Annotated in this window: 13 protein-coding genes and 3 pseudogenes; 11 read left to right on the top strand and 5 right to left on the bottom strand. The window is 47.6% G+C overall.

Annotation, left to right across the window (positions count from 1 at the left end; translation table 11 throughout):
* Nucleotides 1–32: 32 nt before the first annotated feature.
* Entirely contained in the window at nucleotides 33–422 is a 390-nt protein-coding gene (locus NST99_RS24390) for a carboxymuconolactone decarboxylase family protein (RefSeq protein ID WP_038595249.1), read from the bottom strand.
* A gap of 94 nt (nucleotides 423–516) precedes the next feature.
* On the opposite strand from NST99_RS24390, the gene NST99_RS24385 reads away from it, so the two are divergent.
* Nucleotides 517–924, top strand: a complete 408-nt coding sequence (locus tag NST99_RS24385) for a MerR family transcriptional regulator (protein WP_341095035.1) — start codon at nucleotides 517–519, stop codon at nucleotides 922–924.
* 108 nt (nucleotides 925–1,032) lie between these two features.
* Here the strand turns inward: NST99_RS24385 and NST99_RS24380 are convergent, their stop codons facing one another.
* Both NST99_RS24380 and NST99_RS24375 read right to left on the bottom strand, forming a co-directional pair.
* Nucleotides 1,033–2,535: an alpha/beta hydrolase family protein gene (locus NST99_RS24380; protein ID WP_341095033.1), complete on the bottom strand. Its 1,503-nt coding sequence runs from the start codon at nucleotides 2,533–2,535 to the stop codon at nucleotides 1,033–1,035.
* 250 nt (nucleotides 2,536–2,785) lie between these two features.
* Entirely contained in the window at nucleotides 2,786–3,658 is an 873-nt protein-coding gene (locus NST99_RS24375) for an SDR family NAD(P)-dependent oxidoreductase (RefSeq protein WP_341095031.1), read from the bottom strand.
* A gap of 152 nt (nucleotides 3,659–3,810) precedes the next feature.
* On the opposite strand from NST99_RS24375, the gene NST99_RS24370 reads away from it, so the two are divergent.
* Nucleotides 3,811–4,260, top strand: a complete 450-nt coding sequence (locus NST99_RS24370) for a MarR family winged helix-turn-helix transcriptional regulator (protein ID WP_341095028.1) — start codon at nucleotides 3,811–3,813, stop codon at nucleotides 4,258–4,260.
* A gap of 172 nt (nucleotides 4,261–4,432) precedes the next feature.
* Here the strand turns inward: NST99_RS24370 and NST99_RS24365 are convergent, their stop codons facing one another.
* Entirely contained in the window at nucleotides 4,433–5,584 is a 1,152-nt protein-coding gene (locus NST99_RS24365) for a glycosyl hydrolase family 8 (RefSeq protein ID WP_341095026.1), read from the bottom strand.
* Nucleotides 5,585–5,791: 207 nt separating this feature from the next.
* On the opposite strand from NST99_RS24365, the pseudogene uvrA reads away from it, so the two are divergent.
* Both uvrA and NST99_RS24355 read left to right on the top strand, forming a co-directional pair.
* Nucleotides 5,792–8,628, top strand: a pseudogene (gene uvrA / locus NST99_RS24360) (excinuclease ABC subunit UvrA).
* A 25-nt stretch (nucleotides 8,629–8,653) separates the two neighbouring features.
* Complete coding sequence (locus NST99_RS24355) at nucleotides 8,654–8,989, top strand: hypothetical protein (protein ID WP_038595233.1); 336 nt, start codon at nucleotides 8,654–8,656, stop codon at nucleotides 8,987–8,989.
* 93 nt (nucleotides 8,990–9,082) lie between these two features.
* Here NST99_RS24355 and NST99_RS24350 read toward each other — a convergent pair whose 3' ends face one another.
* Nucleotides 9,083–9,280 (bottom strand): hypothetical protein, encoded by a 198-nt coding sequence (locus NST99_RS24350; RefSeq protein ID WP_341095023.1) that lies wholly within the window; start codon nucleotides 9,278–9,280, stop codon nucleotides 9,083–9,085.
* A 518-nt stretch (nucleotides 9,281–9,798) separates the two neighbouring features.
* Between NST99_RS24350 and NST99_RS24345 the strand changes: the two genes are divergently transcribed.
* The 7 genes and pseudogenes from NST99_RS24345 to NST99_RS24315 all read left to right on the top strand — a co-directional run bounded on the left by NST99_RS24345 (nucleotide 9,799) and on the right by NST99_RS24315 (nucleotide 24,726).
* Nucleotides 9,799–11,874: an alpha-glucuronidase family glycosyl hydrolase gene (locus tag NST99_RS24345; RefSeq protein WP_341095021.1), complete on the top strand. Its 2,076-nt coding sequence runs from the start codon at nucleotides 9,799–9,801 to the stop codon at nucleotides 11,872–11,874.
* 80 nt (nucleotides 11,875–11,954) lie between these two features.
* Nucleotides 11,955–12,548: pseudogene (locus tag NST99_RS24340) on the top strand (zinc-binding dehydrogenase); the annotation flags it as partial.
* Nucleotides 12,549–12,596: 48 nt separating this feature from the next.
* Nucleotides 12,597–13,391 carry a Nif3-like dinuclear metal center hexameric protein gene (locus NST99_RS24335; protein WP_341095019.1) on the top strand — a complete coding sequence of 265 codons (795 nt, stop codon included), beginning with the start codon at nucleotides 12,597–12,599 and terminating at the stop codon, nucleotides 13,389–13,391.
* A gap of 35 nt (nucleotides 13,392–13,426) precedes the next feature.
* Nucleotides 13,427–14,860: pseudogene (locus tag NST99_RS33775) on the top strand (glycoside hydrolase family 2 TIM barrel-domain containing protein); the annotation flags it as partial.
* A gap of 1,327 nt (nucleotides 14,861–16,187) precedes the next feature.
* Nucleotides 16,188–19,793, top strand: coding sequence for an alpha-amylase family glycosyl hydrolase (locus NST99_RS24325; RefSeq protein ID WP_341095016.1), 3,606 nt, complete (start codon nucleotides 16,188–16,190; stop codon nucleotides 19,791–19,793).
* Between the two features lie 676 nt (nucleotides 19,794–20,469).
* The gene (locus tag NST99_RS24320; protein ID WP_341095015.1) at nucleotides 20,470–22,431 is read left to right on the top strand and encodes a serine hydrolase; all 1,962 of its coding nucleotides are present in this window, start codon (nucleotides 20,470–20,472) and stop codon (nucleotides 22,429–22,431) included.
* Nucleotides 22,432–22,764: 333 nt separating this feature from the next.
* The gene (locus NST99_RS24315; RefSeq protein WP_341095012.1) at nucleotides 22,765–24,726 is read left to right on the top strand and encodes a serine hydrolase; all 1,962 of its coding nucleotides are present in this window, start codon (nucleotides 22,765–22,767) and stop codon (nucleotides 24,724–24,726) included.
* Nucleotides 24,727–24,749 lie beyond the last annotated feature (23 nt).

Raw genomic sequence — 24,749 nt, 5'->3', positions numbered from 1 at the left:
ATTCCAACATTGAAAAGATGCAAAATCAGGTTTTAGTTCACAATTTTCAAATTCCGTTCCTCAAAAATTTCTTTGGCAACAAAAACGGCATTAAGAACTCTTGGAAAACCAGTATAGGGAATGCAATGCATAATCGCTTCAATTACTTCATTGGGTGTAAGTCCTACATTGAGAGCTGCGTTGATATGCACGTTTAGCTGTGGCTCACATCCGCCTTGTGTTGTAAGCGATGCGACCGTTATTAGCTGCCGCTGTTTGAGATCAAGAACTTCCCTTGAGTATATCTCTCCAAATGCAAATTCAACAACGTACTTTCCCAGGTCGGGAGCAATGTCCCTCATTGACTCAATGACACGTTTTCCTCCTTCACCATCTATTTGCATTAGTTTTTCCCAACCACGTGTATAACGTTCATTTGACATATATTATTCCTCCTCTGTGTAACTTGAATTAAATGTTACACTTTAGAGTGCACTCTAAAGCAATGGTTTTTTTTGATGTGCTATAATAATATTTATGGAACCTAACTTTTTTACAATTCAACAAATCTCTGAAATGACAGGGCTTACTGTTCACACATTGCGCTATTACGAGAAAATCGGATTGCTTTACGGGATCCATCGAGATACAAGTGGGTATCGCCAGTATTCAGAGACTGATATCTCGTGGATCCATTTTTTACTCCGATTGCGGGTAACTGGAATGAAAGTCAGTGATATGAAGCAATTTTCTGATCTGCGAAGTCAAGGAGAGGCTACAATAAGTGCAAGACGAGAGCTGTTGGAAACCCATCAAAAAAACGTTCTTGCTCAAATTAATGAACTGAAGAACAACCTGAAGATGATTGATGAAAAGATAGAATCTTATAAATGGATGGAGGGGCAAGACAGTAAAGAACAATGTCTATTCGTTCCTGATAATTGATAGACCGCCCCTAGCTCATAGCTTTCGCTTCCCCTTCAAGTAGCGGTTTATTTATTAAACCTGTCTAACTGAAGGGGAGCATATCAAAATCGATAGCCTGTTCCGTGATTATAATAGCGAGGATACGAACTTCACCTCCGGAAAGCGGCTATCCGGTCCTTTCATTAAGATTCCGCCTTGATTTTTCAGATGCATATCGAAGAAATCCAGCATATAGGCATTGATGACGGAGTTCGCTCTTTCGGGCGCAATCTTTCCTGTAATGCCCAGCCTTTTGAAAATCGGAGAAATGAACTGTAAGTCGGTAAAATTCAAATGCTCCGTATTTTCGATATAGAGGACTTGCCCCCCTTCGTCGACCGTTTCGCGCATCCGTTCAAGCTCCAACTTTTTGTCTTCCGTTACTTGATCCTCCCACTCTCTGGTTGAACCCATACGGTTAAGCTCTGCATCCGTGTAGACCCGGTTATCCATCACCATTTTTAACTTTTCGAAATAGCTTTCCGAGGTGATGAATAAAAACGGCTTTCGCAGACCCTCTCTGTCACGCAGACGATAAAGCCCTCCATCAAGGTCTATTCCAACCGCGATTCGCGGATCGTAAGAAGCGTCATAAGCCGTCGCTCCGCCGATGGAATGACCGAACACCCCGACATGACCGAGATCAATCCTCCCTTTTAGATGACTTGGAAGATGCCCCGATTGGATGAGCTCGAATTGGTCTAGCGCAAACGTTACATCATCGGTTAAAACTTTTCCCAATTTGTCGCGAATTTTTCTTCCTGTCCGGTAATCATAGTCTGGCGAGAATAAGTCGTTGGTTGTGCTGGTCGTGATTCGCCCGTCCGGAAACTCGGTTGCAAATGTATTGTAGGTGTGGTCGATCACTGCCACGATATATCCGTGACTCGCGAGATGTTCGGCTTGTGACGTGTGGAGGAACCTGGAAGAGCCGTTGCCTGGATTCGCAAGGATCAGCGGGTATGAAGTTTGTGCCGAAGAGATTTCGGTCCCCGAATAAGCATGACTGGATACGTACTTCAGGTGTTGAAACGTAAACCCGGGAAGGCCATAGTCCGCCGCCATATAACGTAAAATCTGGGTATCGGGAATAAAGGGAGTGTACTTGCCGGTGCCAGCTTGAGCCGGATACCATACCTGAACCATCAATTCTCTCTTACCCTCTCTGGCTTCGTCGAAAGTCTCTTCCCTATTTGTATCCACGAAATGAAAAGTTTGCGTTCCTACTTTAAATTCGCCTGTCGGTTCAGGTAGTTTAGATACAGGAAAAGCATACATGAGACCCGCTGTTACCACCAGCATTATCGCTATAGCGGTATAAGCTGAACCCAACATGAATCGTGGGATTTTTTTTTGGCCGTTTTTTTTAAAATAGCTATACCCTGAAATGGCTAAAAAAATAATCGTTATGCAATATAGGGGAAATAGCTGAACTCTGTATCCTTCCACCGTCCAATGAATGACCAGTAAAAGTGTGGCGATCCCGCTTGCAACGAATACTGGAATTCTACGCCGTCCTTTTTTTAATAGGACTGTTAATGCAAACAAGCCGATGTTCGACAATAAAAGCAACAGTTCAAACAGCCTCATCTCGATTCTCCTTTTCAAAAAAATCTATTTTCGTTTGTTCCAATCTTATCCTGCCAGGCTGGCCTGAGCTATCGATTTGCCTTACATCTACCTTACAAGTTTGAAATTCGATCTTGCGGTATTCCCATGCCAAAACAGATTTTATAAACTCGGGTTATGGAAAAGTTAGGGTTAAACTAACAAGACACGATAGTTCAAACACGACATGTAGACAGCCAGTCAGTGCGATCGGCTGTCTTTGTTGAATTGCCTACAGAAACCCCTTTTCTCTCAATAATTTTTCTGTGCATTCCCACAACCTGCGCTGCATGGCATCATCTCCTCCGGGAGAGACTGGCTCAATGGATTGTCCTGTTCCGACATTAAAGTATCCACCCGTCTTATTTAGATATTCCGGATCAGCAATTAATCGGGTAATAATATCGGTTCCTCTTCGCGGATCTCCAAGGTGCAGGGCTTTCAATAATCGTTCGAGGACGGGGGCGAACCAAAGTTCTCGTCCGAGTCCGGTAACATTAAATCCAGGATTCAGTGCATTTACGCTAATACCCGTTCCTGACCACCGCCGCGCAAGTTCAGCCGAGAACATAATATTTAATAATTTGGTTTTTCCATAGACAGGGGATGAGCCGCGTGCGGTAAAGGGAGTTGTATCTGTTAAATCCTCTGGCAGCTTCAATATACCGTGACGGCGTGAAGCTTCAGAGGCAACATTGACAACTCTGGCATGGCTCGAGTTTTGCAGGGAAGGTTTTAGAATCTGTGTTAAAATCCATGGAGCGAAATAATTGACGGTAATCATCTCAGGAAGACCCTCGGGGGTGATGCGAGGCTTAAAAGCATGTATCCCCACATTGTTCAACAGCACATCAATTTTAGGATATTCGGCAGCTATTTCACTCCCAACCCGTAAAATATCCTTAATTGACGAAAAGTCTCCATAAAAGAAATCAACATTCGCTGAAGGTGCCTGCTCCTTTATTTGTTCTCTCGTGATTTCGGCGCGTTCTTTACTCCGGGCAGTCAAAATAAGATCAAATCCGCGTTTTCCTAATTCGAGCGCGACAAGCTGCCCAAGTCCACTGGTAGCACCAGTAATGACAACATTTTCTTTATTAACCATCGTCTTTTCTCCCTCCTATGATACACTTAAAAAGTGGATAATCACTATAACCCGCCTATGAATTTAGTTGACATATATCCACTATATTGATTTAGTTGATATATGTCAATTACTTAAAGGTTTTATTTAAACCTAAAGAAAGGTGATTAAGAATGCAAGAGATAAACGTACCTAGGGATAGACTTGAGATTGAATTGGGCGAACAGCTTAATGCTCTCATTAGTTCTGCACATGCCTTAAATGTAAAAGCCGCTGCTAAATTCGATTCCTCCATACAGCCTGCTGCCTTCCATCTTGTTCGCTGGTTGTATTCCTATGGCGCCACTAATGCCGCCGCTTTAGCTGAATCAACAGCAATGGATCGAAGTTCGGTCAGTCGCCTCGTCAAACAACTTCAAGCTTTGGGATATGTAAAACGAGAAACGTCGGCTAATGATGGACGGGGAATTGTATTATCTCTTACCGATTACGGGCAACAAAAAGTTTTAGATGCGCTGAAGGAAAAAGAGTCTGTGTACTATGAACGGCTTTCGGACTGGAAAGATGTTGAGCTTCATGATTTCATCCAAAGGCTAAGGCACTTTAATGGATTTCGTAGTTAAAGTGGAACCCTTAACGCATTGCCAGAACAATTTGTAAAATCGAGTAGCACAAGGAGTTTCTTGTTCCGCTAACAGGAAACGTTAGCTCAATAAAACAGCGGCAGTCCAGGACTTTACTTCGTCCACGGCTGCCGCTGTTTTGTATTTGGGCTAGTCTAATGCTTTATTTACTTTATTCTTGCTGATAAATGCGGTAATTTCCGCTTAAGGCCAGCAGACTGAAGAAATACAGGCAGTTGTCGTAATACCGGCGGACCCCGCTGCGCAGAGGTGTATTCCAGAAGAGCCTTGCGAACGGTTCCGCATCTGGTCCATCGGCAGCGAGTGAGGCCATGGCCAGCGTAGCCAGGAGTCCGACCGGATGCAGTGCCATTTCCTCGAACGGATGGCCGTCAATGGTGTATCGGCGGTAATCCGCAGGTTCAATGTCCCGAAAGAATTGCTGAATGCGGTTCGACTGCTCGATCTGCCAGGGATCGCTGCGGAACCATTCATAGTCCAGCGCGATATTGGCCGCTACGCGGTAGGCATCGCTGAAGAAATGACGGAAATCGCCATGGGGCTGAAGAGCTGCGGGTGTGCCGTCGAAATTTGCGTATTCCGGGGAGAGGCCGGTTACCGGATGGCAGGCTTGATGCAGGTAGACTCTGCTTGCTTCCGCAGCCTCCTTCCAGAATGTGCGGTCCTGCTCGTCTGCCTCCCGGGCAAACAATTCGTAGAAATGAGGCAGATGGTAGGAAGGATCACTGAAAGGAGACTCGGGAACGAACTTGATCAGCTTGTTCGCCGGGTCCCACATCGGGTCTCCCTCTCCATGCTCTCCTTGATGTACGCAAGCGCGGAGAATTATCTTCGCCTGTTCAGAATAGTTGTACGGCTCCGGCCCGTCACCCCAGCGGCTGGAAGCGAAGAACAACGCCATCGCGAAGAATTCTTCACCGTCCGGTGCGGGTCCTTGGGACAGGAGGCTGCCGTCCGGCTTGCAGTGCCAGGCAAAATAATCCTTGTAGCGTCCTTCCGTATGCTGCATGAACACCTTGGAGAAAAGCCACAGCCGGTCGAATTCATCTTTCTTGTCCATTTGCACAGCCATCATCATCCCGTAGGACATGCCTTCGGAGCGTACATCGGAATTGCCGGTATCCAGCATATAGGCTTTATCGTTGTCCGCCGGATAATAGATCCGCACATCGGGAGCCCCGTAGAACAAATCGTTCCATACCTGTTCAAGCCTTGCTTGAATCTCTTCTTCCGTATAGCCAGTCTCTCTGAACAGATTTCTATATTCATGCGTGTAATAAGAACCCTCATTGTTAATATTCATAGCACCCTCCAGTGGAACTGATTTTGCCCAAAGTATAGCATGGCGGAAGGTGAACAAATTAAAGCGTTTTCCCTGAAAAATATAGTTCAAACCTATTTGGATAAAAAAATAAATTCTGATTAAATTACATTATATGGTAAAAACTCTTGACATGCATATGATAGAATTTATTTAAGAGTGTTTTTTTTGTTCGAATTAGGAGGCCTTATGCATAAATATATAAGTGTTCACGGAGCCAGGGAAAATAATCTGAAGAATGTCAGTCTTAACATCCCACGCAACCAATTCGTAGTTTTTACCGGGTAAGCGGATCGGGCAAATCGAGTCTGGCTTTTGATACTCTGTATGCCGAAGGACAAATGCGTTATGTGGAATCGCTCTCGTCCTACGCCCGGCAATTTCTGGGGCTTAGGGGCAAGCCGGATGTCGATTCAATTGACGGACTTTCACCCGCGGTAGCCATCGAGCAAAAGACGACTTCAAACAATCCGCGTTCAACAGTGGGGACAGTTACGGAAATTTATGATTATCTGCGCTTGCTTTGGTCCAAGATCGGAATTCCCCATTGCCCCTCCTGCGGGAGAAGGGTTGAACGCCAATCTGTGGATCAGATTGTGGAACAGATCAGCAGTCTACCTACCGGAACCAAATACGAAATACTGGCTCCCGTCGTCCGTGACCAAAAAGGAGAGCATCAGCATGTATTTGAACAGGCCAAACAAAATGGATATGTCCGGGTCCGGGTGAATGGGGAGGTTCATGACTTATCCGGTGAAATACGCTTGGACAAAAATAAAAAACATCAAATCGCAATTGTGATTGATCGTCTGATAGTGAAGGACATAGATGTTCAAAGGTTGTCAGACTCTCTGGAAACGGCATTGTCGCTCTCGTGCGATCTGGTCATTATTCGTCAAACCGCCAGCGGTGAAGAGACCTTATTCTCACAAACCTATGCCTGCCCTTACTGTTCGATCTCACTGCCGGAGTTATCCCCGCGTATGTTCTCGTTCAACAATCATGAGGGTGCTTGTCCGGCCTGCTCAGGTTTGGGTTCGCATTTGAAGGTCGATCCGGGTAAGGTTATTCCTGATAAAAGCCGCTCGATCAACTCAGGCGGGATTGTGGCCAACGGCTGGAACAATGTCAAAAGTAATTCTTTTTGCAAAATGTACTATGAAGCGCTAAGTGCAAGGTATGGCTTCAATTTCGACACTCCGCTAGGAGAGCTTACGGAAGAAGCACTGGATGGGCTGCTGTATGGAACCCGTGGAGAGAAGCTTGAAGTGTACCATCCCAGTGAAGTGCTAAGAAAGTATGTGAAAGAATCCTTTGAAGGCATTATGAACAATCTGGAGCGGCGTTACCGCGAGACACAGTCTGAGGCGATGCAGAAAGAAATTGAAGAGTACATGTCCGTATTGCCCTGTCCGGATTGTCACGGTGACCGCCTGTCTCCAGTTATTCTTGCAGTCACTATTAATGGATTGAATATATCGGAATTCTGCAGGTTATCCATTGACGCGGAACTGCAATTGATTAGAAATCTGAGCTTGTCGAAGGAACATTCCAAGATTGCCGGTTCTATTCTTCAGGAGATTGATTCCAGATATCAGTTCCTGAACAACGTAGGGTTGAACTATTTAACGCTTTCCAGAGCTGCCGGAACTTTATCAGGCGGTGAAAGCCAGCGCATTCGTCTGGCGACGCAGCTCGGTTCCGGGCTGATGGGTGTACTGTATATTTTGGACGAGCCTTCGATTGGGCTGCATCAACGGGATAATGACCGCCTGCTGCTGGCTTTGAAAAAAATGCGTGATCTCGGCAACACCTTAATCGTCGTGGAACACGATGAGGATACCATACGGCAGGCGGACTGGATCGTGGACATTGGACCTTATGCCGGTACGAATGGCGGTGAAGTGGTTGTGCAGGGGGGACTTGAAGACATCCTGGCGGAGTCCCGCTCCATTACGGGCCAGTATCTTTCCCGGCAAAAGCTGATCCCCGTACCTGAAACGCGCCGTGCCGGAACTGGGCAACAGCTAACTATTACAGGGGCAGCCGCCAACAATTTGCAGGGGATTCATGTTTCGATTCCACTCGGTACATTCACTTGTGTCACAGGGGTTTCAGGCTCAGGTAAGTCTAGTCTGGTCAACGAAATCCTGTACAAAAAGCTGGCAGCATCACTCAACAGGGCTCATACCGTTCCCGGAGCCCACCTGAGCATAGAAGGAATGGAGCATCTGGACAAGATCATCAATATCGACCAACAACCGATCGGACGCACCCCGCGATCCAATCCGGCCACCTATACAGGATTGTTTGATAATATCCGCACGCTGTTCTCGCTCACCAATGAAGCGAAGATTCGAGCTTATGGCCCGGGACGGTTTTCCTTCAATATAAAAGGGGGCCGCTGTGAGGCTTGTGCGGGCGAAGGACTGATTAGGGTGGAAATGCACTTTCTCCCGGATGTCTATGTGCCCTGCAGCATTTGCAAAGGGCGAAGATACAGCCGTGAAACGCTTGAGGTCCACTATAAAGGCAAGAGTATTGCAGATGTACTGGAAATGACGGCTCAGGAAGCAGTTCAGTTTTTTGAGAATATTCCAAAAATCCGCAAAAAGATCGAAGCGCTCTGCAGCGTGGGACTCGGTTATATTAAGCTCGGGCAATCGTCCACCACATTATCCGGAGGGGAAGCGCAGCGGGTAAAGCTGGCAGCAGAGCTGCTGAAGCCGGCTACCGGGTCTACTATTTATGTCATGGATGAGCCGACGACCGGGCTGCATTTTTCAGATGTGCATCAATTGATTGATGTGCTGCATTCGTTAACCGATGCGGGCAATACCGTAGTCGTTATTGAACATAATCTGGATTTGATCAAAAATGCAGATTACATTATTGATCTGGGACCTGAAGGTGGAGCGGAGGGCGGAACGATTGTATGCACAGGCACACCGGAGCAGGTAGCTTCTGTTGAAACGAGCTATACAGGCCAATATTTGAAAAAAGAGCTGGATAAAAGTTGTGTGTAGAGTGGATGAAAGGAGCATTGCCGCAATGAACTGGGTAAATGAACAAATCTATCATACCGGGTATGGCCCTGGAATTGTCGTCAGCCATATCGACGGACGGATAAGCGTGTTATTCTCGGAAGCCATTGGTGAAAAAAGCTTTCTGTATCCGGAAGCCTTTGAGCGCTATTTGAAAACAGCCAATCCTTCTTTTCAGGAACAAGCTGCGGCAGATTTACAGCTGAAAAGGGAGCAGGTGGCGGCAGAAAAGATCCGCCAAGAGCAGCTTCGTATAGAAGAAATCCATAAGCTGGCTGAGGAAAAGCTTGCAGCAAAGAGTAAAGCCCGCAAGAAAGCAGCGCCGCGGAAGAAGAAAATTTAAGGAAGAAAAGGTAGACTGAATTTCCCGAGCTCATCCTATATTGAATATACAAAGAAATCGATCCTTTTTGAGATGGTTGGTGGAACTTCCATTTTACCAAAAAGGGCGATTTCTTTTTTTGCGTTTTTTAAAGATTGCATAAAGTACCTTTGCTTCATGAGTGGACGAAGATAAATGAGCATCAATGGAAAAGGCCTCCCACAGCTGGGCGAACAGATCGAAGACTGCGGACTGCAGCCGCATTCGCTGGGACATCGTAATATCTCCGGCAATTGACTTTGAAATCTCCACCAGCTTAGAGAGAACCGGACCTAATTTATGGGCAATGGTGCTGTCGGATTCAAAGAGAACATAATTCAGGCGGCTCAGCAGGGAAATCAGGATCTTATCATCGATATCAAAATGGATGCAGTTTGTCTATATCAGTATATCTGAGTTCTGCTTGATTTGGGTAAATAAATGCTCGATTTGACAATGTTCCCGGCTGCCGGACCCATGATAGGATGAACTAGAACAAGCAGAACAAGGGAGCTTAAGCAGAGCTTCGGAAAGGAGTCTTTATGACAAAAGCCTATGTATTCTATAATGTTCAGCACTCGCGAGTCCGGGAGATGGAGAATGTTATGAGGTGTTGCCCTTTTTCGAGCATGTGGAAGATCGCTCCGATTAAAGATGACATTGTGCCAGCCGTATTTACTGAATTGACCCTCGATAATACGAAAGGCACCTTTACAAGAAAAGGATTCGTCGTCCGGGAAGCAGTACACTAAGACAAATTACTTCAGGCCAGAACAAGGAGGAATCTGCATATGAAAGCATCCAACGATAATAAACATACTCTTGCTGACAGTGGATACAATGCCTGGTTAAGTTATCCGGTGCTGCCGCAAGGGAGCGCATATAATCAATACGTGAAATGGTGCAGGGCCGTGAAGGTTGCCGAAATGAACAATACGGTTCAGGCTGCGCTTCAGGAATGGCAAAGAGGTATTGAATCAATGCTGGGCATAAAGGTATCATCCGAACCGGATGGGCTGTGTATTGCCATCGGCACCTTCCAGGGAGGAAATGAATTGATTTCCAGTGTGTTTGCTGAAGATACCCTTGCAAAGGTGGGCCCCGAAGGCTTTGCGATCCGGTCCAGTGAAGAACATGACTGCATTGCAGTAGGCGCTTCATCACCGGCTGGTGTTCTCTATGGTGTATTTCACCTGCTGCGCCTGATCGGCAGCCTGCAGAGCATTGAAGGGTTGGACGAGGTAGTCAATCCAATAAACGGGCTGCGGATGATTAACCATTGGGATAATTTTGACGGCAGTGTGGAGCGGGGATATTCGGGAAGATCGTTTTTGTATGAAAACAACCGTTCTACGGACGACCTGGAGCGTATCCGCGATTATGCGCGGTTGATGTCCTCGGCAGGTATCAACGCCATTGCGATCAATAATGTGAATGTCCATGCACTTGAAACGCTGTTTATTTCGAAGTACCTGTCCGATGTTTCAAGAATTGCGGATGTGTTCAGGCTGTATGGGATCAAGCTATTCCTGAGCGTTAATTTTGCCGGTCCGATGCATGAAGGAGAAGTAGGGACAGCCGATCCCTTGGACCCTGAAGTACGCAAGTGGTGGCAGAGTAAAACAGCCGAAATCTATACAGCCATTCCCGATTTTGGCGGATTTGTGGTCAAGGCAGATTCGGAGAACCGCCCGGGTCCGTTCACCTATGGCCGGGACCATGCCGACGGGGCCAACATGCTGGCCGAAGCGCTTGAACCGTTTGGCGGAATCGTGATCTGGCGCTGCTTTGTCTATAACTGCAAGCAGGATTGGCGGGACCGCAAGACCGACCGGGCCAGAGCAGCCTATGACCATTTCAAACCGCTCGACGGCAAATTTAACGATAACGTAATCCTGCAGATCAAGAACGGCCCGATGGATTTCCAGGTCAGAGAGCCTGTATCGCCACTGTTCGGGGCTCTGGAGCGGACCAATCAGGTGATTGAATTCCAGATTGCCCAGGAATATACCGGCCAGCAGCGCCATGTTTGTTATCTGGTCCCCCAATGGAAAGAGATCATGGAATTCAACACCTATGCCAAAGGAGAGGCTTCCCCTGTAAAGCATATCGTGGATGGATCACTATGGGGCAACCGTTACAGTGGAATTGCAGCAGTTTCCAATGTGGGCAATGACAAGAATTGGACCGGCCATCTGCTGGCACAGGCGAATCTGTACGGATACGGACGTCTGGCCTGGAATCCGGAGCTGACGGCAGAGCAAATCGCCAGTGAATGGATCTTGCTGACCTTTGGCACAGACCCGGTAGTATCAGGCGTCATTAGCCGGATTTTGCTGGAATCGTGGGAGATTTATGAATCCTACACGGCACCGCTGGGCGTAGGCTGGATGATCAATCCGGAGCATCATTATGGACCGAATGTCGACGGCTATGAGTATTCGCAGTGGGGCACCTATCATTATGCTGACCATCGGGGAATCGGCGTAGACCGGACAGTTAAGACGGGCACTGGTTACAGTGCCCAATATCTAGGCAGCAATGCTGAGCGCTATGATTCTCTGGAGGAATGTCCCGATGAATTGCTGCTGTTCTTCCACCATGTTCCGTATACCCATATACTTCATTCCGGGAAAACCGTGATCCAGCATATTTATGATGCCCACTTCGAAGGTGCGGAGCGTGCAGCAGAGCTGTTGTCGATGTGGACCAGTCTGAAGGACAAGGTTGCAGAAGGTCTTTACCTGCAGGTGGAGGACCGCCTGAAGGAGCAGGCCGGTCATGCCAAGGAATGGTGCGACCAGATCAATACGTACTTTTACCGGAAGAGCGGCATCGAAGATAACAGCAAACGGGTCATTTACTGAGGGGGAACGGACATGAGCAAGCATTCACAAGTCACAAGACAAGATAAGCTGCCCTTGACCATGAAAGCAGCATAAATTAACCCTTCTCGGTAGGCATCCACGCGGCCAAACGAAGCCGGCTGCAGGCAGGTGAGACGGTGCCGATCATGGGGATGGGGCTTGTCGGGCTGATGGCAGTTGCGGCAGCCAAATCGCATGGGGCCTCCCGGATCATTGTGACCGATCTGGAGGAGGTCAGACTGGAGGCGGCGCTGCGCCTTGGAGCGACGCATGCAATCAATATCAGGAAAGAGGACGCGGTAGAGACCATCAAGCAATTAACGGATGGAGTCGGCGTAGATGTGGCCTGGGAGACTGCCGGTAATCCGAAGGCGCTGCAGTTGGCACTATATTCCATACGGCGCGGGGGAAGGCTGGCTATCGTAGGTCTGCCTGCACAGGATGAGATACCGCTTAATGTGCCCTTTATTGCGGATAACGAAATAGACATTTACGGCATCTTCCGATTTGCCAATACGTACCCCAAAGGAATCGAATTTTTGGCTTCGGGAGACGTGGACGCAGGTGTGTTAATTACAGACTGTTACCCGCTGGCAGAAACCCGCGAAGCGCTCGAACGGGCCATTCATAACAAAAGCGGCAGCCTGAAGGTTATTGTACATCCCAATGAATAGACCTGAGTCTTGATGGAGCTTATGCTCACAAAACATTAGGAGGACATAATGATACCTACTTTCGGATGCATTATAGATAAATTAACGGCAGGAATTGCTACGCCGGACGAAACTGTAGACAAGCTGGAGCCAGGGTGCCTGGAGACGAAGGTGCAGGGAATCGTTACAGCCTTCTCCGCTTCACAGTATGTCATAGAACAGGCTATTGCCTTGGGTGCCAATTTGATCATTACGCACGAAGGCGTCTTTTTCAGCCATCAGAATCACCGGGATTGGCTCATGCATGACCCTGTATATAAGCAAAAAGCTGATCTGATCGCAGGCTCGGGACTGGGAATTTACCGGTTTCATGATTACCTGCACCGCTATACACCGGATGGGATCATGGAAGGCCTTCTCCTGGCGCTTGATTGGCAGAAATATGTTTCGTCACTTCAGCCCTCTGCATCCATTCTGACTATTCCTGCTATGAAGGTTGCGGAGGTTGCAGAATATCTGAAACGGCAGCTTCAAATTCCTTACTTGCGTGTAGCAGGCAGCCTCTCTACTTCATGCCGCAAAGTGGGAATACTGGTCGGTTACAGAGGCAACGGTGCCACGGTGATCCCTTTATTTGAACAAGAGTCCCTCGATTTAATCATAGCCGGAGAAGGTCCGGAGTGGGAGACTCCAGAGTATATAAGAGATGCAGCCCATCAAGGGCGGGGTAAAGCCTTAATTATGCTGGGCCATGCAGAGAGTGAAGCGCCCGGCATGAGTTATCTGGCAGAGCGGCTGTCATCGCAGTTTCCACAGCTTCCGGTCCACTTTGTTAAAGACCAGCCGGTGTTTCAAATCGTATAGAGATCGAATCCACAAACGGGGGGAATCTTATCCATATGAGTATCAAAAGAAAACTGAATGCTGGCTGGCATTTCAGTAAACAGCCGCTTCATTCGGAGCTGGCGAAGGTAGCCGCCGATGCGGACTGGATGCCGGTTTCGCTGCCTCATGATTGGCTGATCTACAACACTCAAGGGCTCTATGAAAACGGAGAGGGCTGGTACCGCAAAATCCTCACCCTGGACGAAGTGCCAGCCCACAGCCGCCTGTCCCTGCGTTTTGAGGGAGTGTATATGAATTCTACGCTTTATGTGAACGGACATGTGGCGGGCGAATGGAAATACGGATACTCGACCTTTGAATTCGATATTACCCCTTATCTGATTGAGGGAGACAATACGATTAATATGCGTGTCATTCATGAATCACCCAATTCCCGCTGGTACTCAGGTGCCGGGATCTACCGCTCTGTGTGGCTGAAGACTTATCCGAAGACTCATATAGCACCCGATGGCATTTATATTGCCGCCCGGCATGCGGGCGGCGAAGCCTGGACAGTCGATGTGGACTGTGAGCTGCAGGTGGAAGAAGGAGCAGAAACATCGGGCCTGAAGCTCAGCCACACCATTTTGGACGACGCCGGAACGGCAATCGCACATGGGGAATCTGCGCTTCCGGCGCAGGGCAGCCGTCTTATCGTTCATGCCCACAGCCGTCTGACCGTAGACCGGCCGGTGCTCTGGGATATCGGCAATCCCTGTCTGTATACACTCCAGACGGAGCTGCTGGATCAGGATGAAGTTGCTGAAGAAGAACGGCAAAACTTCGGATTCCGCCGGGTGGAATTGGACAGTGAGAGAGGTTTCTTCCTGAACGGAAACCACGTCAAAATTTACGGTGTGTGCCAGCACCATGACCTTGGCTGTCTGGGCGCTGCCGTCAACAAGGCTGCACTGCGGCGGCAGTTCGTCCTGCTGCAGGAAATGGGTGTGAACGCCATACGCACCGCGCATAATATGCCTGCGGTTGAATTGATGGAACTGGCGGACGAAATGGGCATGCTTATCGTCTCGGAAGCCTTCGACATGTGGGAGCGCAGCAAAACTCCCTATGATTACGCCCGTTTCTTCCCGGAGTGGTGGAAGAAGGATGTGGCCAGCTGGGTGCGGCGGGACCGCAACCATCCCAGCCTCATCATGTGGAGCATCGGCAATGAGATCTACGACACCCATGCTGATGCCCGCGGCCAGGAGGTCACAAGGCAGCTGCAGGATGAGGTGCTCGCCCACGATCCCAGGGGTAATGCCTTCGTAACGATTGGCTCCAACTACATGCCTTGGGAGAACGCGCAGAAATGCGCCGATATTGTCAAGGTGGCGGGATACAACTACGGGGAGAAATATTATGACCGCCAGCATCAGGAGCATCCCGACTGGATCATCTATGGCAGTGAGACCTGTTCAACCGTACAGAGCCGGGGTATCTATCATCTTGGAGATGGGGATGTGTACATTCGCTGCGGCACTGCCAACGGTGCTGATGGGATTCGGCTCTATTCGCATATGGAATTCAAGCTCACCGGGCTAGGCCAAGCTTATCTGGACCCCTATGAATTTATTTCCGCCGGCTATCACAGCGGGGCCAGCCTTAACCTGACCAACGGCAATGATCGCGGCGTTGCAACGGCGCGGGAAGGGGAGAGCCGGATCTGTTTCGAACGGATTGATTTCGGCGACTATGGGGCGGATGAAATCATTCTTCCTATTTTCTCCCTGGACGGCGAAGAGTTCCCGGTTGAAATTTGGGAAGGCATTCCCGGAGAGCCGGGGGCCGGGCTGCTGTCTATCGTAACCTACCAGAAGCCGTCACAATGGAATGTATATCAGGAGGAAACCTACAAGCTGCCCAAACGTTTGACGGGCATCACTTCCCTCTCCTTTGTCCTGCGGCGGAAGATACATCTGAAGGGGTTCCGGTTTGTCCACAAGCACAAAGCCTATGAACGGCTCGCCGCTCTTGATAACAGCCGGATTTACGGAGATACCTTCAACGTCACGGAGACAGCTATCGAAGGCATCGGGAACAATGTTTCTCTCGTGTTTGACGGGATGGACTTTGGAGAGCAGGTTTGTACACGGATTGCAATCTGCGGGCGATCTGCACTTGAGAACAATACGCTTCATCTGCTGTTCAGCGGTCCCGGGGTTGAATCCAAGCAGCTTGTGGAGTTTGCCGGTTCAGACGGCTACACAGAGCGGGAATTTATCCTTGAGCCTGTAAGCGGCAGCCGGACTGTAACCTTCTTGTTCCTGCCAGGCAGCCGGTTTGACTTCCAGTGGTTTCAGTTCCGGCCGTCTGCTGATTAGGAGGGTAATGCTAGCTCTAAAACGCAAGATACCCGCAAAGGCGGTGGTCTTGCGTTTTTTTATTTGCGCATGTGGAAAGGGGGGACTGCTGACCCAACAATTGTTGACAGTGTAGCTTAATAATCGACAATCAGGACGAATATATCGGAAAATTCTGTAGCTATAGCTACAGCTTAATAGGCAAAGAGATTCATTGACCTGGAAATGTATGGAGACTATAATCATAACAGGAAAATTCATTGGAGATATGAAACTCTGTGTAACAGCGTAGCGGATACTTCTTGAAGACTCTAATTGTAAGCGTATACACATGATGGATCTTTCCAAAAGTACCAGCGGAGGAGGAGATCAATGGACCAATGTTGTCAAATTAAAAGCTATTCTTTTTTTTCTCTTTGATGCAAACGTTTGCGCGCCCTATCCCATTAAAATTAATCAGGAGGTTGTTTATTTGGCACGAAAAACAGCTCGGAAATTAGTTTCATGGTTGGTTATTTTTTCGCTTTGCTTCAGCTTATTCGGCTTATCAGGAGGGGCTTCGGCCAGCGATACCGATTATACGGTCACCTATACAAGCTCTACAGCGACAGCTGTGACATTGCACTGGACTACCAATAACTGGACGAATACTGTGGACACGGCTATGGCCAGGAATGGGACCACATTTACGGCGAACATCAATGTGCCGGAGGGTGCCACACTAATTTATTGTTATCATATTACGGCCCCGACAGATTACTGGGATAGCAATGGCGGGAAAAACTGGACGGTCACCATTCCGGTTACCGGGAAATACGAAGCAGAGAACGCAGGCTTATCAGGAGGTGCAAAAGTAAATACAAACCACGCCGGATATTCCGGGACCGGGTTTGTGGATGGATACACCGCCCCCGGAGCAGTTGCAACTTTCAGCGTCCAGACTTCCAGTCAGGCCGCCTATAATACCACTCTCCGCTATGCGAATGCAACGGGCAGCGCCAAAAACCTCTCCATTTATGTCAATGGAATAAAAGTAAAACAGACAACGTTACCAAGCTTGGCCAATTGGGATACATGGGGCGACCAGACAGAAACGCTCTCCTTGCAGGCCGGAAATAATACCGTTGCTTACAAATACGACTCCACTGACACTGGAAACATTAATATCGACTATGTGACTGTCTCGCCTGGAGCTACTCCTTCGGCTACCGTAACACCGACAGCAACAGCAACACCGACAGCAACACCGACAGCTACCGTAACACCGACAGCTACCGTAACACCGACAGCAACTGCGACACCGACAGCAACAGCAACAGCAACACCTACAGCAACTGCGACACCGACAGCAACAGCAACACCTACAGCAACTGCGACACCGACAGCAACTGCGACACCGACAGCAACACCGACGGCAACCGTAACACCGACACCCACAGCTACCGCAGCCGGGGTAACGGTTCACATTAAGAAACCTTCAAGCTGGAATTCAGCGATGCGAATCCATTATTGGAATCTGAGCCCGGCAACCGTTCCAACAAGCGGGGCATGGCCGGGAATTCTGATGAAGCCGGATGGGAACGACTGGTACAGCTATACGATTGCTGATGCTGCGGGCGCGAGTCTGATTTTTAATGACGGCAGCGGCAAACAGACGGGCGATTTGTCCCGCAGTGTGAAGGAGTCCTGGTATTACACGGATAACGTGTGGTATGAAACCAACCCGGAAATCCCCAAAATTCCAGTGGTTTCAGTCTCTCCTGCGCCGAAAACATATGATTCTGCCCAGACAGTGAAACTTTCCAGTACAAATAGCGGCGATAAAATTTACTATACAACAGACGGTTCAACACCTACGACAGCATCGGCCTTGTATACCTCGCCAATTCAGGTGGCTTCCTCTTTGACCATCAAGGCCTTTGCTGTGAACTCATTGGGTCAAGCAGGAAATGTAGTCTCTTTCGCTTATGTGATTGACTTAAATGCCGACTTTCAAGCCCCGGCAATCACAGCGAATTTGCCTGTTGGGCATTCTGAGTCCCAGGTCACTGTATCCTTCATGATAAAAGATAACAAGGCAGCAACGTCGAGGGCATACTACACAGACGATGGTACGGAACCATCCGCAAGTTCTAAAGCCTATATTTCAGGAAATGCACTGACCGGCTTGACTGGCCCTTCCATACTTATCTCCAAAACCACTACTTTGAAGTTTCTTGTGATAGACGGCGCCGGTAATCAAACCACGCAAAGCTTCGTCTACAACATTGGAAAGTCGGGAGATTTCCGGGAAGACAGCATTTATTTCGTGATCACTTCGCGGTTCTATGATGGCGATCCGAGCAACAACGTGCACGCATGGGATGATGCCAAGGCGAATAATCCGGATTCGGACCCGGCTTGGAGAGGCGATTTCAAGGGGCTGATTCAAAAGCTCGATTACATCAAAGCTCTCGGATTCAGTGCCATCTGGATTACACCTGTTGTGGAGAATGCGAGCGGTTATGATTATCATGGTTATCACCCGATCAATTTTGCCAAAGTAGATCCAAGGTATGAATCGGCAGGCGCTTCCTATCAGGAGCTGATCCATGCGGCCCATGCCAAAGGGTTGAAGGTTATTCAGGATATTGTCGTCAATCATACCGGTAACTTCGGTGAAGAGAATCTGTTCCCCATGTTCAAGAAAGATGAGACCAAGCCGGACACTGTTAACAACATGCTCAAAATAACGGATAAGCTGCCGGCAAACTATGATTCCATGACACCCGATCAGCAATATCAGGCAAGACTTGCCTTGATGAAGACAGAGGGGCAGAACAATAACATTTACCATACGGAGAAAAGTCTTTCCTGGGAATCCTATACCGTACAGACAGGGCAGATTGCCGGAGACTGCGTCGACCTCAACACGGAAAATCCTGTAGTTGACCAGTATTTGATAGACTCCTATAACCAATATATTGATATGGGTGTAGATGCTTTCCGTCTCGATACAGTGAAGCATGTGAGCCGCTATATTTTTAATAAATACTTTATTCCTGCCTGGAAGACAAGAGGCGGCTCGGACTTCTTTATCTTTGGTGAAGTGGCCACCCGCTACAGAGATGTATGGAACAGCGGGATTCCGGCAATTTCGACACCATTTTATACCTGGAAATCTTCGAAATCGTATCCGGGCGATAACACAAATGACTACGCTTCCAATAAAGCGTCGGTTGAACAGGAGTGGGCAGACAACTCGACTACAGCAGGACAGCCTACCTCGAACAATGCTTTCCTGATCGGCAATACCTATCATGCGCCTGACTATTCGATGAAATCGGGTATGGATGTAATTGATTTTCCTATGCATTGGGCCTTCAAGTCAGCACAGGAAGCATTCAGCATGAAAAGCGGCGACCAATTCTATAACGATGCAACCTGGAATGTAACCTACATCGACTCTCATGACTATGCTCCTGACCAGGCTCCGGAAAATCAGCGCTTTGCCGGTACACAGGACACTTGGGCTGAGAATCTCGCTCTGATGTTCACTTTCCGGGGAATCCCCGCCATTTTCTATGGCTCTGAAATCGAATTTAAAAAGGGGTCTGTTATCGATGTAGGTCCAAACGCACCGCTCAGCACAACAGGCCGCGCTTACTACGGCGACCACATTGAAGGCAGTGTTACGGTACAAGATTACGGCAGATATACCAATGCTACCGGCACACTTGCGGACTCGCTCAACTATCCTCTGGCCAAACATATCAGACAGCTCAATCTAATCAGAAGAGCGGTTCCTGCTTTGCAGAAAGGTCAGTATTCTACAGAGAATGTAACGGGCAACCTGGCGTTTAAGCGAAGATATACCGACAACGCCAAAGGCATTGACAGCTTTGCATTGGTTACGATTTCGGGAAATGCCACTTTTACCGGAATTCCGAACGGAACTTACGTGGATGCGGTGACCGGAGATTCCAAAACCGTTACTAACGGCACAATTACACTGACATGCTCCGGTAAAGGAAATGCGAGAGTGTATGTGTTAAACGGCAGCGGTGGAATTGGAGTCACGGGTACCTACCTGAAGTAACCAGCAAACCATTCATCCCCCAAGAGTATGAAGCCTCGGCTCGATCCATGATCCCTCTGGAATAGACAACATAACCCGCCAGGTACTTACCAAAGTGCCCGGCGGTTTTTTTACATTCCAAATATCGCATCACGAACTCCAAAAACCTTCGGTTAATTGTTATTTTTAGCCGCTCTGTAACGTGAGATTCCCCAATCTATAATAAGCGCTATAAATAGCCATGAGAAAAAATGGATTCCACACAGAACAAACTTCCAAAGGAGCTCGCTTTTCATAGATTGATGCAAATCCGTCAACTGAGGTTCAAACCATAAAAGTAACGGACTGGTAAAAGCCAGTAGCAAGTTTTTATCATCATTTCCAGATAAATTAATGAAGCAACAGATCAAAGAAAGCAGCGGCAACCAGAAACTGAATTTTTTAAAGAATATAATCCATCCCCCCTCCTATACCCTAAATACTACCATAAAATGCTTTGAGCTGAGTTTTTAAGAAACAGTTAAGAATCAGATAAAGATTGTTAAGAATTGATTGCGTAAACTAAAAAGGGTATAGGATACCGATGCAGACAAAGGAGGGAGTTACCAGATGACATCATAGTTGAAACCTACGGACAAACTATTTAGACCCTTTTGCTTATGGAGTGCTAACCAATTCTATGATTAGGAGATTTATGATGAAAAAAATCCTCGGGCTGGCCCTTGCCACCTTGCTTATACTGCCCTCAACAGCACTGGCGAAAACGGATCCCGTTCAGCGCCAAGGTGTAAAATTGGACCAGGCAGATGTAAAGGAATTCACCAATCAATTTTTTAAACAAAAAGAAGTTCAAGAACTGCTTGTTGGATCTGCAGTTGTTGTGGTTAAAGATGGCAAGGTATTGCTTAACCAAGGCTACGGTTACGCTGATGTTGCCGCCAAGAAACCTTTCGATGCAGATAAGACCGTATTTCGTCTGGCTTCCGTCTCCAAGCTGCTTACCTCTGTGGGGATCATGCAGTTAGCTGAGGCGGGTAAGGTTGATTTGAATAAGGATATCCAGGGCTATTTGCCTTATCTGCAAATTCCGAATCCAACTGGGTCCCCGCTTACCCTTAAGCATTTGATGACCAATACTTCGGGTTTTGATTTAGGGGGCTCCCCTGAGCCTGGTAAAGCCTACAGCTTGGAGGACTATGTAAAAGCAACAGTGCCCACTGTTACCCATACACCTGGTGAAGCCTACAGATATAACAATTATGGATTTTCTCTGCTGGGCTACATTATCGAACAGGTAAGCGGCTCATCCTTTGAAAGTTATATGAAAAAGGGCTTGTTCGAACCCTTAGGTATGGATAATAGTAATGTGCTGTTCAACAGTGAGGTAAAGAAGGCCATTGCTACCCCCTATGATGTTACACTGAAGCCTCAAGCACAGCTCCCCAATATCCCTGACAGCGGTCCGGAAGGACTCATGTTCTCAACAGGCAGTGACATGGCGAAATTCCTTCAGGCGATGGTTAACTATGGACAACAGGGTTCTAAGCGCATCTTAACGAAAGACTCAGTCTTGGAGATGGAGAAGAACAGTGTGACTATTCATCCTGATATTCCGGGGAGCGGTTATGGCCTGGAGACTATTTATCCGTCGTCTTACAATGGATACACTGTCGTTGAGAAGGGTGGCGATTTACCCGGATTTCATAGCAATTTATGGTTGCTGCCTGAAGAGAATACGGGAATATTCGTTGTGTTTAACAGTGATAAAGGCAACCTTCGAGCCCCATTTTTTGAGCAGTTTATGAACCGCTATTTCCCTGATAAAGGGATAAGTCCTGTGATCAAAACGCCGAAGCCTACGCAAGAGCAACTGCATCCATTCGAAGGGGTGTATCAGGATTTGCGTATGCCTGGCTGGACCTACGATATTAAGGCTGGTGACGGAACTCTGCTGGTGTCTGATCCTCGGGGAGAGCATGTCTTACGCCAGTCGAAGGATCTGCTGTTCTATGATGAGGAGGGAGTGCCTGCTGGCTTCCAAGCGGATAAAGACGGGAACATGGAATACTTCTCCTACAACAAGGTGGGAAGTTGGTCTCAGAAGCTTCCTGAGCCTGCGAAATATTCTGATGTTCCAGAGGATCATCCTTACGCAAAATACATTTATAAGCTCGTTCAATTGGGTGTGATTCAGCAGGACCAGGATACATTTAAGCCTGAAGAACCCATGACAAGGGGCAAATTTATTGCCCAGTTATTCAAGTTTACAGATTTCCCGCTTTCTTCAACACCTAGCCAGTTTAGCGATACTAAGGGTCATCCGTATGAGGCCTTCATTCAGACTGCAGCTGAAGGCGGAGTTGTATCGGGATTTTCGGATGGAAGCTTCCGCCCGGATGAGCCTGTGACCCGGGAGCAGTCAGCAGCTATGATATTGAGGCTGGTGAAGTTAAGTATAATTGTTGAACCTGTAAAGGCTGAGTTAAGTGAAGATGTCAGCCCATGGGCATCTGAAGGGGTACAATTCGTAGTGGGCCTTCATCTCTATGGCCCTGATGTTACAGTAACAAATGGAACAGTACATTATCGGCCGAAGGATATGCTGTTAAATCAAGAATCGGCTGTGTTGTTGGGATTGCTTATTCAGAATCTGTTGTAATATACAAGCAGGCCGAAATACAAGTTAGACCCGCAGAGGGATGGATACCCCCTCCCTCTGCGGGTCTTTAATTTTAGGAGGATCACAACTGGAGCACCCCCTCCTACATCCTAAATACTACCACAAAATGATTTGGGCTGAGTTTTTAAGAAACAGTTAAGAATCAAATAAAGATTGTTAAGAATTGATTGCGTAAACTAGAAAGGGTATAGGATACCGATGCAGACAAAGGAGGGAGTTACCAGATGACATCATAGTTGAAACCTACGGACAAACTATACAGACCCTTTTATTTATGGCATGCTAACCAATTCTATGATTAGGAGATTTATGATGAAAAAAATCCTCGGGCTGGCCCTTGCCACCTTGCTTATACTGCCTTCAACAGCACTGGCGAAAGCTGAACCCGTTCAGCGCTCAGATGTAAAGCTGGAACAGGCAGATGTAAAGGAATTCACCAATCAGTTTTTTAAACAGAAAGAAATTCAAGAACAGCTTGTAGGAGCTGCAGTTGTTGTGGTTAAAGATGGCAAGGTATTGCTTAACCAAGGTTACGGTTACGCTGATGTTGCCGCCAAGAAACCTTTCGATGCAGATAAGACCGTATTTCGTCTGGCTTCCGTCTCCAAGCTGCTTACCTCTGTGGGGATCATGCAGTTGGCTGAGGCAGGCAAGGTTGATTTGAATAAGGATATTCAGGGCTATTTGCCTCATTTGCAAATTCCTAATAAAACAGGGTCCCCGCTTACTCTTAAGCATTTGATGACTCATACTTCGGGTTTTGATTTAGGGGGCTCCCCTGAGCCTGGTAAAGCCTACAGCTTGGAGGATTATGTAAAAGCAACAGTGCCTACTGTTACCCGTAAACCTGGTGAAGCCTACAGATATAACAATTATGGATTTTCTCTGCTGGGCTACATTATCGAACAGACGAGTGGCTCAACCTTTGAAGAATATATGAAAAAGGGCTTGTTCGAACCCTTAGGTATGGATAACAGTAATGTGCTGTTCAACAGTGAGGTAAAGAAGGCCATAGCTACCCCTTATGACATTACACTGAAACCTCAAGCACAGATCCCCAATATCCCTGACAGCGGTCCGGAAGGAGGCATGTTCTCAACAGGCAGTGACATGGCGAAATTCCTTCAGGCAATGCTTAACTATGGACAACAGGGTTCTAAACACATCTTATTGAAAGATTCAGTCTTGGAGATGGAGAAGAAGAGTGTGACTATTCATCCTGATATTCCGGGGAGCGGTTATGGCCTGGAGACTATTTATCCGTCGTCTTACAATGGATACACTGTCGTCGAGAAGGGGGGCGATTTACCCGGATTTCATAGCAATTTATGGTTGCTGCCTGAAGAGAATACGGGAATATTCATTGCTTTTAACACTGATAAAGGCAACCTTCGGGCCCCCTTCTTTGAGCAGTTTATGAACCGCTATTTCCCTGATAAAGGGATAAGTCCTGTGATTAAAACGCCGAAGCCTACGAAAGAGCAACTGCATCCATTCGAAGGGTTATATCGGGATTTGAGTATGCCTGGCTGGACCTACGATATTAAGGCTGGTGACGGAACTCTGCTGGTGTCAGATCCTTTGGGAGAGCATGTCTTACGCCAGTCTAAGGATCTGCTGTTCTATGATGAGGAGGGATTACCTGCCGGCTTCCATGCGGATAAAGACGGGAACATGGAATATTTCTCCTACAACAAAGCGGGGAGTTGGTCTGAGAAGCTTCCTGAGCCTGCGAAATATTCTGATGTTCCAGAGAACCATCCTTACGCAAAATATATTTATTCGCTCGTTCAATTGGGTGTGATTCAGCAGGACCAGGATACATTTAAGCCGGAAGAACCCATGACAAGGGGCAAATTTATTGCCCAGTTGTTCAAGTTTACAGATTTCCCGCTTTCTACAAGGCCTAGTCAATTTAGCGATACTAAGGGCCATCGGTATGAGGCAGTTATTCAGACTGCAGTTGAAAGCGGAGCCGTATCGGGATTTTCGGATGGAAGCTTCCGCCCGGATGAGCCTGTGACCCGGGAGCAGGCAGGTACTATAGTATGGAGGCTGGTGAAGCAAAATTTAATGGTTGAACCTGTAAAGGCTGAGCTAAGCGAGGATGTCAGCCCATGGGCATCTGAAGGTGTGCAATTCGTAGTGGGCCTTCATCTCTATGGTCCTGATGTTACAGTAACAAATGGAACAGTACATTATCGGCCGAAGGATTCACTGTTAAATCAAGAATCTGCTGTGCTGATGGGATTGCTTTTTAAAAATTTGTTCTAATGTAAAAGCGATGCTTAAATACA

This window comes from Paenibacillus sp. FSL L8-0470, assembly GCF_038008625.1.
In the GTDB taxonomy this organism is placed as follows: Bacteria; Bacillota; Bacilli; order Paenibacillales; family Paenibacillaceae; genus Paenibacillus_AQ.
This window is presented reverse-complemented; position numbering and strand designations above follow the sequence as displayed.